15 protein-coding genes and 1 pseudogene are annotated in these 14,782 nt (G+C 61.9%); 9 read left to right on the forward strand and 7 right to left on the reverse strand.

The features are described 5' to 3' along the window. The first annotated feature begins 86 nt into the window (after window positions 1-86). From HU766_RS14575 to HU766_RS14585, 3 genes are all read left to right on the forward strand, one after another. The gene (locus tag HU766_RS14575; protein WP_095063759.1) at window positions 87-389 is read left to right on the forward strand and encodes a type II toxin-antitoxin system RelE/ParE family toxin; all 303 of its coding nucleotides are present in this window, start codon (window positions 87-89) and stop codon (window positions 387-389) included. Then, window positions 382-675 (forward strand): addiction module antidote protein, encoded by a 294-nt coding sequence (locus HU766_RS14580; protein WP_095063760.1) that lies wholly within the window; start codon window positions 382-384, stop codon window positions 673-675. Before HU766_RS14575 ends, HU766_RS14580 begins: the two co-directional genes overlap by 8 nt. Before the next feature lie 112 nt (window positions 676-787). After that, window positions 788-1,060 carry a hypothetical protein gene (locus tag HU766_RS14585; protein ID WP_033699650.1) on the forward strand — a complete coding sequence of 91 codons (273 nt, stop codon included), beginning with the start codon at window positions 788-790 and terminating at the stop codon, window positions 1,058-1,060. 54 nt (window positions 1,061-1,114) lie between these two features. On the opposite strand, the gene HU766_RS14590 is transcribed toward HU766_RS14585, so the two are convergent. Then, window positions 1,115-2,476: a DEAD/DEAH box helicase gene (locus tag HU766_RS14590; RefSeq protein ID WP_033699652.1), complete on the reverse strand. Its 1,362-nt coding sequence runs from the start codon at window positions 2,474-2,476 to the stop codon at window positions 1,115-1,117. Between the two features lie 104 nt (window positions 2,477-2,580). On the opposite strand from HU766_RS14590, the gene HU766_RS14595 reads away from it, so the two are divergent. Then, window positions 2,581-3,882: a mechanosensitive ion channel family protein gene (locus HU766_RS14595; RefSeq protein ID WP_186658075.1), complete on the forward strand. Its 1,302-nt coding sequence runs from the start codon at window positions 2,581-2,583 to the stop codon at window positions 3,880-3,882. A 50-nt stretch (window positions 3,883-3,932) separates the two neighbouring features. Here the strand turns inward: HU766_RS14595 and HU766_RS14600 are convergent. The 4 genes and pseudogenes from HU766_RS14600 to HU766_RS14615 all read right to left on the reverse strand — a co-directional run. After that, a pseudogene (locus HU766_RS14600) lies at window positions 3,933-4,118 on the reverse strand (AEC family transporter); the annotation flags it as partial. A gap of 22 nt (window positions 4,119-4,140) precedes the next feature. After that, window positions 4,141-5,016 (reverse strand): carboxylate/amino acid/amine transporter, encoded by an 876-nt coding sequence (locus tag HU766_RS14605; protein WP_033699658.1) that lies wholly within the window; start codon window positions 5,014-5,016, stop codon window positions 4,141-4,143. A 420-nt stretch (window positions 5,017-5,436) separates the two neighbouring features. Continuing rightward, window positions 5,437-6,036 carry an FMN-dependent NADH-azoreductase gene (locus tag HU766_RS14610; RefSeq protein ID WP_033699661.1) on the reverse strand — a complete coding sequence of 200 codons (600 nt, stop codon included), beginning with the start codon at window positions 6,034-6,036 and terminating at the stop codon, window positions 5,437-5,439. A 109-nt stretch (window positions 6,037-6,145) separates the two neighbouring features. Next, a complete protein-coding gene (locus tag HU766_RS14615) occupies window positions 6,146-6,460 on the reverse strand; it encodes a hypothetical protein (protein WP_033699663.1) in 315 nt (104 codons plus the stop codon). Window positions 6,461-6,508: 48 nt separating this feature from the next. On the opposite strand from HU766_RS14615, the gene HU766_RS14620 reads away from it, so the two are divergent. The 4 genes from HU766_RS14620 to HU766_RS14635 all read left to right on the forward strand — a co-directional run bounded on the left by HU766_RS14620 (window position 6,509) and on the right by HU766_RS14635 (window position 10,704). Continuing rightward, entirely contained in the window at window positions 6,509-7,432 is a 924-nt protein-coding gene (locus HU766_RS14620; RefSeq protein ID WP_033699665.1) for a LysR family transcriptional regulator, read from the forward strand. Between the two features lie 13 nt (window positions 7,433-7,445). Continuing rightward, a complete protein-coding gene (locus HU766_RS14625) occupies window positions 7,446-8,258 on the forward strand; it encodes an alpha/beta hydrolase (protein WP_186658078.1) in 813 nt (270 codons plus the stop codon). Next, window positions 8,252-8,809: a peptidylprolyl isomerase gene (locus HU766_RS14630; protein ID WP_033699669.1), complete on the forward strand. Its 558-nt coding sequence runs from the start codon at window positions 8,252-8,254 to the stop codon at window positions 8,807-8,809. Before HU766_RS14625 ends, HU766_RS14630 begins: the two co-directional genes overlap by 7 nt. A gap of 62 nt (window positions 8,810-8,871) precedes the next feature. Beyond that, window positions 8,872-10,704, forward strand: a complete 1,833-nt coding sequence (locus HU766_RS14635) for an ABC transporter ATP-binding protein (protein ID WP_033699671.1) — start codon at window positions 8,872-8,874, stop codon at window positions 10,702-10,704. A 27-nt stretch (window positions 10,705-10,731) separates the two neighbouring features. Here the strand turns inward: HU766_RS14635 and HU766_RS14640 are convergent, their stop codons facing one another. Then, on the reverse strand, window positions 10,732-11,859 hold the full coding sequence (locus tag HU766_RS14640; RefSeq protein WP_186658081.1) for a GNAT family N-acetyltransferase: 1,128 nt from the start codon (window positions 11,857-11,859) through the stop codon (window positions 10,732-10,734). Between the two features lie 262 nt (window positions 11,860-12,121). On the opposite strand from HU766_RS14640, the gene HU766_RS14645 reads away from it, so the two are divergent. Further along, entirely contained in the window at window positions 12,122-13,366 is a 1,245-nt protein-coding gene (locus tag HU766_RS14645) for a putative porin (protein WP_047583807.1), read from the forward strand. Window positions 13,367-13,505: 139 nt separating this feature from the next. On the opposite strand, the gene HU766_RS14650 is transcribed toward HU766_RS14645, so the two are convergent. Next, window positions 13,506-14,627, reverse strand: coding sequence for a beta-ketoacyl-ACP synthase III (locus tag HU766_RS14650; RefSeq protein ID WP_186658086.1), 1,122 nt, complete (start codon window positions 14,625-14,627; stop codon window positions 13,506-13,508). Window positions 14,628-14,782: the final 155 nt, after the last annotated feature.

The following is a 14,782-nucleotide window of genomic DNA, read 5'->3' on the forward strand; positions in this document are numbered from 1 at the left end:
GACCTGTCGACAGTGAGCCATGTTCAGAAAAAAACAGAAACCATTTGATGCGTTGCTCCGTGTGATTTATAAACTACATTCGCCCAATGAAGAAAATCGAATCCAGCAGTTTCAGGCATTGGGTGCATGGACTCCGGGACGACACGGCGCGTATCCGGATTATTGCTCGTATCAACCGCTTGATGGAGGGCCTGCCTGGCGACGTTTCAGCAGTTGGCCATGGTGTAAGTGAATTGAGAATTCACTATGGGCCGGGCTACCGCGTGTACTTTCACCAATCAGGCGATACGTTGGTAATTCTGCTCTGCGGCGGGCACAAAAGCAGCCAACGGCGGGACATCAAAGCGGCTCACGAAATCCTGCGCTCCTGGAGGATGCAACATGACTGAAACATTTTTTGACTTCGATGCGGCTGATTACCTGACCACCCCGCAAGCCATCGCGCAGTTCATGTCCGATGCGCTTGAAACGGGCGATGCCAGCTACGTGGCCAAGGCCGTTGGTGTGGTAGCACGTGCCAAAGGCATGAGCGAATTGGCGAAAGAGACGGGTTTGTCACGTGAACAACTTTATCGCTCGTTCAGCGAGCACGGTAATCCGACGTTGAAGTCGTTTCTTGCCGTCATGAAGGCGCTGGGAATAGACATGACCGCCAAACCTCATCTTGCCCACTGACAACATCAGTTGTACTGCAGGTACGGATTGCAGAGCCCGCCGGTCGCTGAAGCTGAACTTCGATGCATCGACTGCCCTCCATCACGCATAGCCAACGCGAGAGGTAAGAAGGATGAAACCGCTGCTAAGCATTGCCTGCGCCACCGCCCTGCTCTGCGCCCTACCCGCCTGGGCCTGCACACCGGAAGAGGCCACGCAGAAGCGTGAAGAGCTGGCCGGCCTGGTCAGCCAGCTCACTGAGCAGAACCCGCAGAAGGCCAAGGAAATCAATGATGAGCTCCAAGGGATGGAGCTGGGGACGGCGAGCAAGGACTTGCCCGACAAATGCCAGTTGATCGATACACGGATCAAGGAACTGAAGACAGCGGAGAAAAAAGCTGACTGATGCGAGGTTGTGAAGCCCTATCGCCGGCAAGCCGACGATAGGGCACAAGCCGATTTACTCAGCTGCAGGCTGACGCTTTCTCAGCGGGGCCATGCCGTCGGAACTGGCCAGTGGCGCGTTGGCCTTTGGCTTGGCGGTTGGCTTGCGCTTGGCAGCAGCCTTCTTGTCACCCGACTTCTTCTCGACCTTTTTCTTCTTGGTCCCGGCAGCCTTGCCCGAGGCCTTGACCTTTTTCGGCCCGTTGTAGGTACCTTTGACTTCCTTGATAACCCGGCGCTCGAACTGCTGCTTGAGGTAGCGTTCGATGCTCGACATCAAGTTCCAGTCGTTGTGGGTGATCAACGAGATGGCCAGGCCTTCGCCCCCGGCACGGCCGGTACGGCCAATGCGGTGCACGTACTCGTCGCCACTGCGCGGCATGTCGAAGTTGATCACCAGGTCCAGGCCGTCGATGTCCAGGCCACGGGCCGCCACGTCGGTCGCCACCAGCACCTTGGAGCTGCCCTGCTTGAAGCGGTCGATGGCCAGCTTGCGGTCTTTCTGGTCCTTTTCACCGTGCAGTACGAAGACCTTGACGTCCTTGGCCACCAGGTGACCATAGATGCGGTCTGCCAGGGCACGGGTGTTGGTGAAGATGATCGCCTTCTGATAGGTCTCGTTTTCCAGCAACCACTGGACGATCTTCTCTTTGTGCTGGTCGTGGTCAGCCATGATGATCTGCTGACGCGTGCCCTCGGCCAGTTGCGAGACGCTGTTGAGCATCAGGTGCTCAGGGTCTTTCAACACCTTGCCGATGATGTCGCGCAGTGCTGCGCCACCGGTGGTGGCGGAGAACAGCAGGGTCTGCTCGCGGTTCTCGCACTCCTTGCACAGGCGCTCCATGTCTTCGGCAAAGCCCATGTCGAGCATGCGGTCGGCTTCGTCGAGGATCATCACCTTGACATGGGACAGGTCCAGGTTACCGGCATTGAGCTGTTCGAGCAGACGGCCCGGGGTGCCGATCAGCACGTCCGGTACCTTGCGCAGCATGGCGGCCTGTTCCTTGAAATCTTCACCGCCGGTGACCAGGCCAGCCTTGATGTAGGTGAACTGGGAGAACAGCTGCACCTGCTTGAGGGTCTGCTGCGCCAGCTCGCGGGTAGGCAGCAGGATCAGCGCGCGGATTTCCACGCGTGGGCCGCTCAGGTCGACCAGGCGGTTGAGCATCGGCAGGACGAATGCCGCGGTCTTGCCGCTGCCGGTTTGCGCGGTCACACGCAAGTCACGCCCTTGCAGGGCCAGGGGGATGGCCGCTGCCTGCACCGGGGTCGGCTCGACAAATTTAAGCTCGGCCACGGCTTTAAGCAGGCGTTCGTGCAGGGCGAATTGGGAAAACACGGAGGTAACCTCAGGCAAGTGCGGGAAATTCAGTTGCATAGGGTAACGTTTTCTGCCGCCATAGCCGAATTTCTTTTGGCAACTTTATCGGCTTCCGCGCTCTAATGGCGCTTCGTTTGGCAATACAGACCGCTCACAACCCCATGGATATCCAACGAATCTGGCGTGACTCCCTCGACCTCTGGGGCACCCTCGACCAACATCCCATGCTCCACGCCGCCATTGGCCTGGCCGTCCTGCTGCTGATTTCCCTGGTGGTCGGCCGCCTGGCGCGCTTCCTGATGCTGCACGGTACCCGCCTGCTGGCACGCCAACAGGCGCTGAAATGGCTGGATGACCTGCGCCACAATAAAGTCCTGCACCGGCTGGCCCAGACCACACCGTCGCTGGTGCTGCAGTTTGGCCTGAAACTGGTGCCGGAGTTGTCCGACACGGCGCAGCACTTCCTCGGCAACGTCGCCCTGGCCTTCACCCTGCTGTTCATGACCATGGCCCTGTCGTGCCTGCTCGATGCCCTGCTCGACATCTACGCCCGCACCGAGCACGCCCGCACCCGCTCGATCAAGGGCTATGTGCAACTGGCCAAGATGATGCTGTGGATTTTTGCCTCCATCGTCATCGTCGCCACCCTGATCGACCGCTCGCCATTGCTGCTGCTGTCGGGCCTGGGTGCCATGTCGGCGGTGCTGCTGTTGGTCTACAAGGACACGCTGCTGTCGTTCGTGGCCAGCGTGCAGCTGACCAGCAACGACATGCTGCATGTGGGTGACTGGATCGAAATGCCCCAGGTGGGCGCCGACGGTGACGTGGTGGACATCACCTTGCATACAGTGAAGGTGCAGAACTTCGACAAGACCATCGTCTCGATCCCGACCTGGCGCTTGATGAGCGAGTCGTTCCGCAACTACCGCGGCATGCAGCAGTCGGGCGGCCGGCGCATCAAGCGCAGCCTGTTCATCGACGCCGCAGGTGTGCGCTTTCTCACACGCGAAGAGGAGCAGCGCCTCACCCAGGTGCGCCTGCTGGGCGACTACCTGGCCAGCAAGCGCCAGGAACTGCAAACCTGGAACGAAGCCCTGGGGCCGGTGGCCGAACTGTCCGCCAACCGGCGCAAGCTGACCAACATCGGCACCTTCCGCGCCTTTGCTCTGGCTTACCTGAAGAACCACCCCAACGTGCATCAAGGCATGACCTGCATGGTTCGCCAGATGCAGACCACCGCCGAAGGCGTGCCGCTGGAGATCTACTGCTTCACCACGACCACGGTGTGGGCGGAGTATGAGCGGATCCAGGGGGATATCTTCGATTACCTGTTGGCGGTGTTGCCGGAGTTCGGGTTGAGCTTGTACCAGCAGCCTAGCGGTAATGACATGCGGGCGGGGTTGGCGGGGCGACTGTCAGCTGAACCTGTGCCGCATCGTCTGGAAGACCTGAGCGAGGCTTGAGATTGCCGGGGCCGCTTTGCGGCCCATCGCAGGCAAGCCAGCGCCTACTCGAGTTTCAGCCCCACCAACGGCCACGGGCTGGCTTGCCCCATGCCCCGTTTCTCGGCCAGGAACGCCCCCAGTGAAATCAACGCGCACGGGGTGGTCGCCAGCGCCAGCATGTCGAGAAAATGCAGCACCGGCTGCGCCAGGCCCAAACCAGAAACCGCCCAGGCCGCCGACGCACAAGGGGATACCGATGTAGCCATGCGGGTTCATTCACGCCTTGTTGCCAAGCGGTACCTGAGCACGGCTGCCCAACCGGCTCAGCCACACCGATGCCAGAATCACTGCCCCGCCGATGAACAGCCGCCCTAGCGGCTCGTGCTGGTTCCAGATCAACAGGTTGAGCAACAGCCCCACCGGCACATGCAGGTTGTTCATCACCGCCAGTGTCGCCCCGGAGACCAGGCACGCGCCCTTGTTCCACCAGTACAGGCCCAACGCAGTAGGGCACAGCCCGAGGAACAACAGCACCAGCCATTGCACATCGGTGCTCGGCAAGTGCTGGGCATTGCCGAACAACACGAACGCCGGCAACACCACGATCAAGGCCCCCAGGTAGAAGTAGCCGAAGCGCGTGTAGTGCGGCAGGTTGCTGGGGTTTCGGGCGACCAGATGGCGGTACAGCACCTGGCCGGCGGCATAGGTGAAGTTGGCCAGCTGCAGCAGCAGGAAGCCGATGAAGAACTCGCCGCTGATGCTGTCGAAGCGGATCACCGCGGCCCCGGCCACCGCCACCAGCGCCGCGAGCAACGCCCACGGGTTGAAACGCCGGTTCAAGGCGTCCTCGATCAAGGTGACGTGCAACGGTGTGAGGATGGTGAACAACAGCACTTCCGGCACGGTGAGCACGCGAAAGCTCAGGTACAGGCACACATAGGTGATGCCGTACTGCAGCGCGCCGATCAGCAGCATCGAGCGCATGAAGCGCGGCTCGACCTGGCGCCAGCGGGTCAGCGGCAGAAACACCAGGCCCGCCAGCAGCACCCGCGCGAGCACGGCAAAGTAGCTGTCGACGTGCCCGGCCAGGTACTCGCCGATCAAGCTGAAGGAAAACGCCTGGATCAGCGCGACGATAATCAGGTAGCCCATGGTTGCCTCTCGTGGATCAAGGCGGCGACCTTAGCGGGTTGCGGCCGCTGTGTTCAACCATGAGGAATGTAGGGATGGCAGCGCACGCGGCCGTTCCGGTCCTAAAAGCAGACCGCCTTGGCCACGGCAAAATAGGTTCTTCACAGAATGTTGGGGAAGTGGGGCTGCTATGCGCTTGTCGGGAGATAGGGTGATGGCGGCTAGCTGCCTGTCTTGGATTTGGAGGTGGGGCGGAAATCGAGCGCCGCGCGGGCGGCGCTCGATCTCATAGGCGCTGCAAAACCCAAGACGGGCACCTGGTGGCCCCGAATCCAATCTCCAGGCATCCACAACCTCCCCCCAAAAAAAAGCCCGGCCATTGGCCGGGCAGATACACCCAAAGGAGCAAACAAGGTGTCAGGGTTGGGAATTCGTTGACGCTCAGGCCACCGCAGCCAGTTTGGCCTTGGCCTGGTTGAGGCCCTTCTCGAAGAAGTCGCCGCTCATGTTCAGGCCCTCGGCATGGATGAAGTTCACATCGTGAATGCCGATGAATGCCATCACCTGGCGCAGGTACGGTTCCTGATGGTCGCTGGTGGCGCCGGCATGAATACCGCCGCGGGCAGTCAGGACGATGGCGCGCTTGCCGGTCAGCAGGCCTTGCGGGCCGGTCGGGGTGTACTTGAAGGTGATGCCGGCGCGCAGTACATGGTCCAGCCAGGCCTTGAGGGTGCTGGGGATGGTGAAGTTGTACATCGGCGCGGCCATCACCAGCACGTCGGCCGCCAACAGCTCATCGGTCAATTCGTTGGAGCGGGCCAGCGCGTCCAGTTCGGCGGCGCTGCGCTGCGCCTCGGGTTTCATCCAGCCTCCGAGCAGGTTGGCATCCAGGTGGGGCACCGGGCTCACGGCCAGGTCACGTACGTTGATCTCGTCGGCCGGGTGGGCCGCCTGCCATTGCTGGATGAAGTCGCGGGTCAGTTGACGGGAAACGGAATCCTGCTGGCGGGCGCTGCTTTCGATGATCAGTACGCGGGACATGGGGTGCCTCCATCGGCAAATAGGGTGCGATTCGATGGAGGTGAGATTAAGGCTTGACCTATCGATAAAAAAGCGTAAAAAGTGGGTTCAATCAATCGATTAATCAGTTTTATTCGGCCGCGCAGTTCACGCCGATCCGCAGCTTGATGATCTGGCGATTGAACTTGGCGGTCACATCGACGCTTTTACCTGCCGGTACGTTCACCCGGCGCACCCGCGGCGCTTCCGGGCCGTTGCGGAACGTTACCTTGCAGGCTGCCGGTACCTGCCCGTAGTTGTTGAGGGTGATGGCACCAATATCGTAGGCAGTGTCGTAGGCGGTGTAGTCGAGTTTGACCCCGTCCAGCTGCTTCTCCACATCGATGGGGTAAGCCATGGCCCCGAGGGGCAGGCACATCAGTATTGCCGCACAACATTTCTTCATGGGGCGCTCTCCTTGGAAGAGCGCAGCTTAGGACAACAGGAGCGAAACATGAAAGCGCCGCGCGTAACCCTTGATCAGTGGCGAACCCTGCAAGCAGTGGTCGATCACGGGGGGTTTGCCCAGGCCGCCGAGGCACTGCACCGTTCGCAGTCATCGGTCAGCTACACCGTGGCACGCATGCAGGAGCAGCTCGGTGTACCGCTTCTGCGCATCGATGGGCGCAAGGCCGTGCTCACCGAAGCCGGCAACGTGCTGCTGCGCCGTTCGCGCCACTTGGTCAAGCAGGCCAGCCAGCTCGAAGACCTTGCCCATCACATGGAGCAAGGCTGGGAAGCCGAAGTGCGCGTGGTGGTCGATGCCGCCTACCCCAGCGCCCGGCTGGTGCGTGCCTTGAGTGCATTCATGCCGCAGAGCCGTGGCTGCCGGGTGCGTCTGCGCGAAGAGGTGCTGTCGGGCGTCGAAGAAGTGCTGCGTGAAGGCATCGCCGACCTTGCCATCAGCAGCTACAGCATCGGCGGCTACCTGGGTGCCGAACTGAGCGCGGTGGAGTTCATCGCCGTTGCCCACCCCGAACACAGCCTGCACCGCCTGGGCCGGGACATCACCTTCCAGGACCTGGAAAGCCAGCTGCAGGTAGTGATCCGCGACTCCGGCCGCGCGCAACCGCTCGATGTCGGTTGGCTGGGTGCCGAGCAGCGCTGGACCGTCGGCAGCCTGGGCACCGCCACCACCTTCGTCAGCAGCGGCCTGGGCTTTGCCTGGTTGCCCCGGCACATGATCGAACGGGAGCTGCGCGAGGGGGTGCTCAAGGCGCTGCCGTTGGACCAGGGTGGCAGCCGCCACCCACTGTTCTACCTTTATTCGAGCAAAGAGAAGACCCTGGGCCCGGCCACGCAGATTCTCATCGACCTGCTGCGCAACTTCGACACCGCGCCCCTGGACGTGCCCTTCGCAGCCCCCCCGCAAGCCTGAGAGTACCGCGCCCATGGCCTATTTCGAACACGAAGGATGCTTGCTGCATTACGAGGAATATGGCCAGGGCGAACCCTTGGTGCTGCTGCATGGCTTGGGCTCCAGCTGCCAGGACTGGGAGCTGCAGATACCCCTGCTGAGCCATCACTACCGGGTGATTGCCATGGACATCCGCGGCCACGGCCGCTCTGACAAGCCCCGCGACGGCTACCAGATCGCCACCTTCAGCGAAGACCTGCTGGCTTTACTCGAACACTTGCAGACCGGCCCGGTGCACTTCGTCGGCCTGTCGATGGGCGGCATGGTCGGTTTCCAGTTCGCCGTCGACCACCCGCAGTGGCTGCGCAGCCTGTGCATTGTCAACAGCGCCCCCGAGGTCAAGCGCCGCACCCGCAGTGACTGGGCCTGGTGGGCCAAGCGTTGGGGCCTGGCACGCCTGCTCAGTGTCGAGACCGTTGGCAAAGGGCTGGCCGAACGACTATTCCCCAAGCCCGGGCAAGCCGACCTGCGCCAGAAGATGGCCCAGCGCTGGGCACGCAACGACAAGCGTGCCTACCTCAAGAGCTTCGACGCCATCGTCGACTGGGGCGTGCAGGAACGCATCGGGCAAATCCGCTGTCCCACGCTGGTGATCGCCGCCGACCACGATTACACGCCGATACAACTCAAAGAGCGCTACGTCGCCCTGATACCCCAGGCCAGGCTGGTAGTCATCGACGATTCCCGGCACGCTACGCCCCTCGATCAACCCGAGGTCTTCAACCAGACCCTGCTGCAATTCCTTGCAGCCGCTTCCACCTCTCAAGGATCTTTGAGCCCATGCTGAAAAAACTCCTGCTCACCGCCTGCTCGGTTGCCTTCGCCACCAGCGTCATGGCGTCCGACAAGACCCCTCACGTATTGCTGGACACCAGCTTCGGTCAGGTCGAAATCGAGTTGAATGCCGAGAAGGCGCCGATCAGTACCAAGAACTTCCTCCAGTACGTCGACAGCGGTTTCTACAACAACACCATCTTCCACCGCGTGATCCCGGGCTTCATGGTTCAGGGCGGCGGTTTTACCGATCGGATGGCGCAGAAAGACACCCAGGCCCCAATCCGTAACGAGGCCAGCAACGGCCTGCTGAACACCCGCGGCACCCTGTCCATGGCCCGCACTTCGGACCCGAACTCGGCCACCAGCCAGTTCTTCATCAACGTGGCCGATAACGACTTCCTCAACCCCGGCCGTGACCGCGGCTATGCGGTGTTCGGCAAGGTGACCAAAGGCATGGAAGTGGTCGACCAGATCGTCAACTCACCGACCACTGTCAAGAACGGTATGCGCGACGTGCCGGCCGATCCGGTCTACATCAAGTCCGCCAAACGCATCGACTGACCGCAGGCTTCACAGGGATGTGAAACCGCCTGAGGGTCGGACGAACAGGAGTGTTGTCACCCATGCTGTACCGCCGTTTCGAAAGACTGATCGATATTTTCCGCGAGGCACCGAGCGAAGCGCCGCCGAGCACGGTGTGGCCGTTCTACCTGTATTACCTGCGCCAAGTCTGGCCCAGCTTTGTCGCCCTGCTGGTGGTAGGGCTGATTGCCTCGCTGATCGAAGTGGCGATGTTCAGCTACCTGAGCCGCATCATCGACCTGGCCCAGGGCACGCCCAATGCCAACTTCTTCAGCGAGCACAGCGGTGAGCTGATCTGGATGCTGGTGGTGGTGCTACTGTTGCGCCCGCTGTTCTTCGGCCTGCACGACCTGCTGGTGCACCAGACCATCAACCCAGGCATGACCAGCATGATCCGCTGGCAAAACCACACCTATGTGCTCAAACAGAGCCTGAATTTCTTCCAGAGCGATTTCGCCGGGCGCATTGCCCAGCGCATCATGCAGACCGGCAACTCGCTGCGTGATTCGGCGGTACAGGCGGTGGATGCGCTGTGGCACGTCCTGATCTACGCCGTCAGTGCACTGGTGCTGTTCGCCGAGGCCGACTGGCGCCTGATGCTGCCACTGCTGGCGTGGATCGCCTGCTACATCGGCGCGCTGTTCTACTTCGTGCCCCGGGTCAAGGCGCGCTCGGTGATTTCGTCCGACGCACGCTCCAAGCTGATGGGGCGCATCGTCGACGGCTACACCAACATCGCCACCCTGAAGCTGTTCGCCCACACCGATTACGAGCAGCAGTACGCCCGCGAGGCGATCCGCGAACAGACCGAGAAAACCCAGCTGGCCTCCCGCGTCATCACCAGCATGGACGTGGTCATCACCACCCTCAACGGCTTGCTGGTGGTCGGCACCACGGGCCTGGCGCTGTGGCTGTGGAGCCAGTCGCTGATCACCGTGGGCGCAATCGCCCTGACCACTGGCCTGGTGATCCGCATCGTCAACATGTCGGGCTGGATCATGTGGGTGGTCAACGGCATCTTCGAGAACATCGGCATGGTCCAGGACGGCCTGCAGACCATCGCCCAGCCGGTTACCGTCACCGACAAGCCCAATGCGCCTGCGCTGAAGGTAAGCCGTGGCGCGGTGCACTTCGACGACGTGGACTTCCACTACGGCAAGGCCAGCAACGTGATCGAGGGGCTCAACCTGGACATTCGCCCGGGCGAGAAGATTGGCCTGATCGGCCCGTCAGGCGCGGGCAAATCGACCCTGGTCAACCTGCTGCTACGCCTGTACGACGTGCAGGGCGGGCGCATCCTGATCGATGGCCAGGACATCGCCGAAGTGAGCCAGGCCAGCCTGCGCGCACAAATCGGCATGATCACCCAGGACACCTCGCTGTTGCACCGCTCGATCCGTGACAACTTGCTGTACGGCCGCCCCGAGGCCAGCGAAGCGGCACTGCACGAAGCGGTGCGCCGTGCCCGCGCCGACGAGTTCATACCACAGCTGTCCGACGCCCAGGGGCGTACCGGCTTCGATGCCCATGTGGGCGAGCGTGGGGTCAAGCTGTCTGGCGGCCAGCGCCAACGTATCGCCATTGCGCGGGTGCTGCTGAAGAATGCGCCGATCCTGATCATGGACGAGGCCACCTCGGCGCTGGACTCGGAGGTCGAGGCAGCGATCCAGGAAAGCCTGGAGACCCTGATGCAAGGCAAGACGGTAATCGCTATCGCGCACCGGCTTTCAACCATTGCCCGGATGGACCGCCTGGTAGTGCTGGACAAGGGGCATATCGTCGAAAGCGGCAGCCACAGTGAACTGCTGGCGCAACAAGGGTTGTATGCGCGGTTGTGGCATCACCAGACCGGGGGGTTCGTCGGGGTGGATTGAACCCGGCCGGTGCAGCCGAGGCAGGTTTCAATCCCTGCGGTAGGGCAACATCCCCCGCGCCTCCTCGGCATACCCCCGCACCCCTTCGCGCTCCTGCAACAAGAACCCCTCGACCGCCCGCCGCAACCCCGGGTGCAACAGGTAATGCCACGACCGCGTCAGCACCGGCTCGAACCCACGGATCAGCTTGTGCTCGCCCTGGGCCCCCGCATCAAAGCGCTGCAAGCCTTCAGCAATGGCAAAGTCCATGCCCTGGTAGAAGCAGGTCTCGAAGTGCAGCCGGTCGAATTCATCCAGGCACCCCCAGTAACGGCCATACAGGCTGTCGTCGCCCACCAGGCTCAGGGCCATGGCCACGTCACGCCCACCCTGCCTCGCCATCACCACCCGCAGTGCCTCGGGCATGCGCTCGGCCAGCAGGCTGAAGAATTCACGGGTCAGGTACGGGGCGCGCCTGCGTACCGCATACGTGTTGGCGTAGCACAGGTAGACAAAATCCCACTGCGCCTCCGTCAGTTGCTCCCCCCGGTACCACTGGAAGTCGATGCCCTGCCCGGCCACCTGTTCGCGCTCCTTGCGCATCTGCTTGCGCTTGCGCGAGCTGAGCGTGTCGAGGAAATCCTGGAAGTCTCGATAACCGCGGTTACGCCAGTGAAACTGGCAACCAAGGCGCTCCATCCAGCCTGGCAAGCTGGCCATCTGTTGGTCCAGGGCCGGGTCGGTGAAGTTGATGTGCGCACCAGAAAGCCCGCCCTTGCCCAGGTATTCGGGTAGCGCTTGCAACACCAGCAGGCCGTCGGCGGGGTCGGCAGCCAGCAGGCGCGGGCCGCTGACCGGGCTGAACGGCACCGCGCCGAGCAACTTGGGGTAATAGGCGATGCCTGCCCGCTCACAGGCATCAGCCCAGCCGTGGTCGAACACATACTCGCCAAACGAATGCCACTTGCGGTAGGCCGGCATGACCGCGCGCACCTGCCCTTCCCGTTCCAGCACCAAGTGCTCGGCCGCCCAGCCGGTCGACGGTGCAACGCTGGCGCTGTCCTCCAGGGCAGTGAGGAAGGCGTGGCGCAGAAATGGCTGGCCAGCGGGCACCAGGGCATCCCAGGTGGCCGCCGGAAGATCACGCAGATGAGCAAGGCTGTACAGGCTGGTCACGGTTTCGACTCGCTTTCTTGAGGCACTCAGTATCCCGGAAGAAGGGCCCATCACTCAAATGACGATCGCCCGGCCAACTCATTCATGCCCGATGGCTTAACAACAGTGCCACTAATTCGACATTAATCTGTAATCCCCCCTCGCAATACTTGCGCCTGTTTTCCGGAACCCCAGAACCTGTCTATTCAGGCCCTTTCCGAAGACATGCCAACACAGGGGCGGGCGCTGAGCCTCCCCCATTTTTTTCAGTAGGGAGAACCTTATGCGTCTTGTTTCCACACTTACCGGAGTGAGCCTCACCGGCATGATGCTGGCTCTGAGTACTCCGGCCAGTGCTGCTGTCGACGCCAAGTTGCTCGAAATGCTCCGCGCCAATGGCTCGATCAACCAGGCGCAGTACAACGAACTGCAAGGCGATCTGGCAAAAGAGACCAAGGAAAAGGCCGACCAGAAAGCTCAGTCCGAACGTATGAGTTCCTTTGAACAGAAAGTGGCATGGGCCGCCAAGACCCAGATCAAGGGTGATGTGCGCCTGCGCTACGAAGACGTCAACGTCGACGAGCCGAACAGCAGCAGCGGCAACCAGGACCGCCAGCGCGTTCGTGCCCGTGTCGGCTTCTACAGCGAGATCAACCCGCAAGTCGATGCAGGCGTACGCATCGCCACCGGCAGCAGCGCCGACCGCCGCTCCACCAACCAGAGCCTTGACAACTACTTCGACAAGAAGTCGCTGTGGGTCGACCTGGCCTACCTCGACTGGCACCCGACGGCGGTGCCGAACTTGCACCTGATCGGCGGCAAGATGCCCCAGCCATGGGTGAGCATGGGCGATATCATCTGGGACAGCGATATCAACCCCGAAGGCGTAGCAGCGACTTACAAGGCCGACCTGGGCGGCGCCGAAGTGTTCGCCAGTGCGGGCCAGTACACCCTCAAGGACAACGTCGACGGCGACGGTGTGCAGTACAAGCATGACGCGCAGGTCTACCACGGCCAGCTGGGTGCCAAGTTCGCCCCCGCCGACGTGCTGAAGGTCACCGTGGGTGCGAGCATCTATGGCTACGACAACGACAAGGAAGCGGCCATTCTGCAGTCGTTCGGCAACACCACCAACGAGTTCAACCTGGTGGAAGGCTTCGGCCAGCTGGACTTCACCGGCTTCGCCATCCCGCTGTCGGCCTACGGCCAGTACGTGAAAAACACCGAGAGCACCGACGGTGAAGACCAGGCCTGGCTGGCCGGTCTGAAGACCAAGGTTGGCGCCTGGAGCCTGGACTACAACTACCGCGATGTTCAGCGCAACGCCGTGGTCAGCCTGTTTACCGACTCCGACTTCGGCAACGGCTTCACCGGTTCGCGCGGGCACAAGTTCAAGGTCGGTTACGAAATCGACAAGAACTTCTCGCTGGGTGCGGCTTACCTGATGGCCAAGACCGATCTGTCGCAGTTGCCGAACAGCAATGCGGATGTCGATACGCTGCAGGTCGACCTGGAAGCCAAGTTCTAAGCAACCGCTTCTCTGTTTCACTCAAGGCGGGAAATGCCGACCCCATCCGGCATTTCCTGCCTTTTTTCGTCTGCCAGAAATGCGCCGGCCCCTTCGCGGGTAAAACCGCGAAGGGGCCGGTACAGGTCCTTACAAAAACCTAGCGCTTGCGCAGAATCACACTCCCCACCGAATACCCCGCACCAAACGAGCTCAGCACGCCCACCGCCCCCTCGGCCAGGTCATCCTGGTACAGGTGGAAGGCAATCACCGACCCTGCCGAACTGGTGTTGGCATAACGGTCCAGAATCACCGGTGCTTCTTCCTCGGTGGCTTCACGCCCCAGCAGCTTCTTGACGATCAGGTGGTTCATGCTCAGGTTGGCCTGGTGCAGCCAGAAGCGCTTGACGTCGCTCGGCTGCAGGTCGTTCGCCTCCAGGTGCTCACCGATCAGCTCAGCGACCTTCGGGCACACTTCACGGAACACCTTGCGCCCTTCCTGGATGAACAGTTTGTCTGCCGCCCCTTCACCCTCCTCCGCCGCGCGGTTGAGGAAGCCGAAGTTGTTGCGGATGTTGTTGGAGAACCCCGTCCACAACTTGCTGCTGACAATCTCGAACTGGTGCTTGGACGTGGCCAGGTCGGCCCGCTCGATCAGCACCGCAGTGGCGGCATCGCCGAAGATGAAGTGGCTGTCGCGGTCGCGGAAGTTCAGGTGCCCGGTGCAGACCTCGGGGTTGACCATCAGCACCGAACGCGCCTGGCCCAGTTGCACACTGTTGGCGGCGGTCTGGATGCCGAAGGTGGCTGACGAGCAGGCCACGTTCATGTCGAAGGCGAAGCCCTCGATGCCCAGTTCCTTTTGCACTTCGATGGCAATGGCTGGATACGGGCGCTGCAGGTTGGAGCAGGCGACGATCACGCCATCGACATCGGCAGCGGTGCGGCCTGCACGTTCCAGTGCCTGGCGCGCTGCGGCCACGGCCATTTCGCACAGAACCGACGGCTCGTCATTGGAGCGTTCTGGCAGGCGCGGTTTCATGCGTTGCGGGTCGAGAATGCCGGCCTTGTCCAGCACGAAGCGGCTCTTGATGCCCGAGGCCTTTTCGATGAAAGCAGCGTCGGACAGCGGCTCTGCCTCGATCTCACCGCGCTCGATGGCGGCGGCGTTGTCGCGGTTGAACTGCTGCGACCAGGTATTGAAGGACTCCACCAGTTCTTCGTTGGAAATGCTCTGGGCCGGGGTATACAGGCCGGTGCCGCTGATCACGACGTTATGCACGGTCGTTCCTCTGGTCAAAGGCCATCGCCACGGGGCGCTGGCTGGAAACATGACTGAATAATGGCACTTTAGTGCCAATTCAAAGGCGAGGGCCGCGCCCTTGTGGGCGCGGGTTTACCCGCGAAGGGCCGCAATGCGGCCCCCAAACGCCTTGA

The sequence above is a fragment of the Pseudomonas sp. SWRI77 genome, assembly GCF_014269105.1.
In the GTDB taxonomy this organism is placed as follows: Bacteria; Pseudomonadota; Gammaproteobacteria; order Pseudomonadales; family Pseudomonadaceae; genus Aquipseudomonas; species Aquipseudomonas capeferrum.

What these genes read in the sequence shown, in the direction of transcription:
- HU766_RS14625 (WP_186658078.1), top strand. Translation starts at nt 7,446, where the DNA reads ATGGCCTATTTCGAACACGAAGGATGCTTGCTGCATTACGAGGAATAT.
- HU766_RS14595 (WP_186658075.1), top strand. Translation starts at nt 2,581, where the DNA reads ATGGATATCCAACGAATCTGGCGTGACTCCCTCGACCTCTGGGGCACC.
- HU766_RS14610 (WP_033699661.1), bottom strand. Translation starts at nt 6,036, where the DNA reads ATGTCCCGCGTACTGATCATCGAAAGCAGCGCCCGCCAGCAGGATTCC.
- HU766_RS14585 (WP_033699650.1), top strand. Translation starts at nt 788, where the DNA reads ATGAAACCGCTGCTAAGCATTGCCTGCGCCACCGCCCTGCTCTGCGCC.
- HU766_RS14575 (WP_095063759.1), top strand. Translation starts at nt 87, where the DNA reads ATGAAGAAAATCGAATCCAGCAGTTTCAGGCATTGGGTGCATGGACTC.
- HU766_RS14630 (WP_033699669.1), top strand. Translation starts at nt 8,252, where the DNA reads ATGCTGAAAAAACTCCTGCTCACCGCCTGCTCGGTTGCCTTCGCCACC.
- HU766_RS14615 (WP_033699663.1), bottom strand. Translation starts at nt 6,460, where the DNA reads ATGAAGAAATGTTGTGCGGCAATACTGATGTGCCTGCCCCTCGGGGCC.
- HU766_RS14580 (WP_095063760.1), top strand. Translation starts at nt 382, where the DNA reads ATGACTGAAACATTTTTTGACTTCGATGCGGCTGATTACCTGACCACC.
- HU766_RS14635 (WP_033699671.1), top strand. Translation starts at nt 8,872, where the DNA reads ATGCTGTACCGCCGTTTCGAAAGACTGATCGATATTTTCCGCGAGGCA.
- HU766_RS14620 (WP_033699665.1), top strand. Translation starts at nt 6,509, where the DNA reads ATGAAAGCGCCGCGCGTAACCCTTGATCAGTGGCGAACCCTGCAAGCA.
- HU766_RS14590 (WP_033699652.1), bottom strand. Translation starts at nt 2,476, where the DNA reads ATGCAACTGAATTTCCCGCACTTGCCTGAGGTTACCTCCGTGTTTTCC.
- HU766_RS14645 (WP_047583807.1), top strand. Translation starts at nt 12,122, where the DNA reads ATGCGTCTTGTTTCCACACTTACCGGAGTGAGCCTCACCGGCATGATG.
- HU766_RS14605 (WP_033699658.1), bottom strand. Translation starts at nt 5,016, where the DNA reads ATGGGCTACCTGATTATCGTCGCGCTGATCCAGGCGTTTTCCTTCAGC.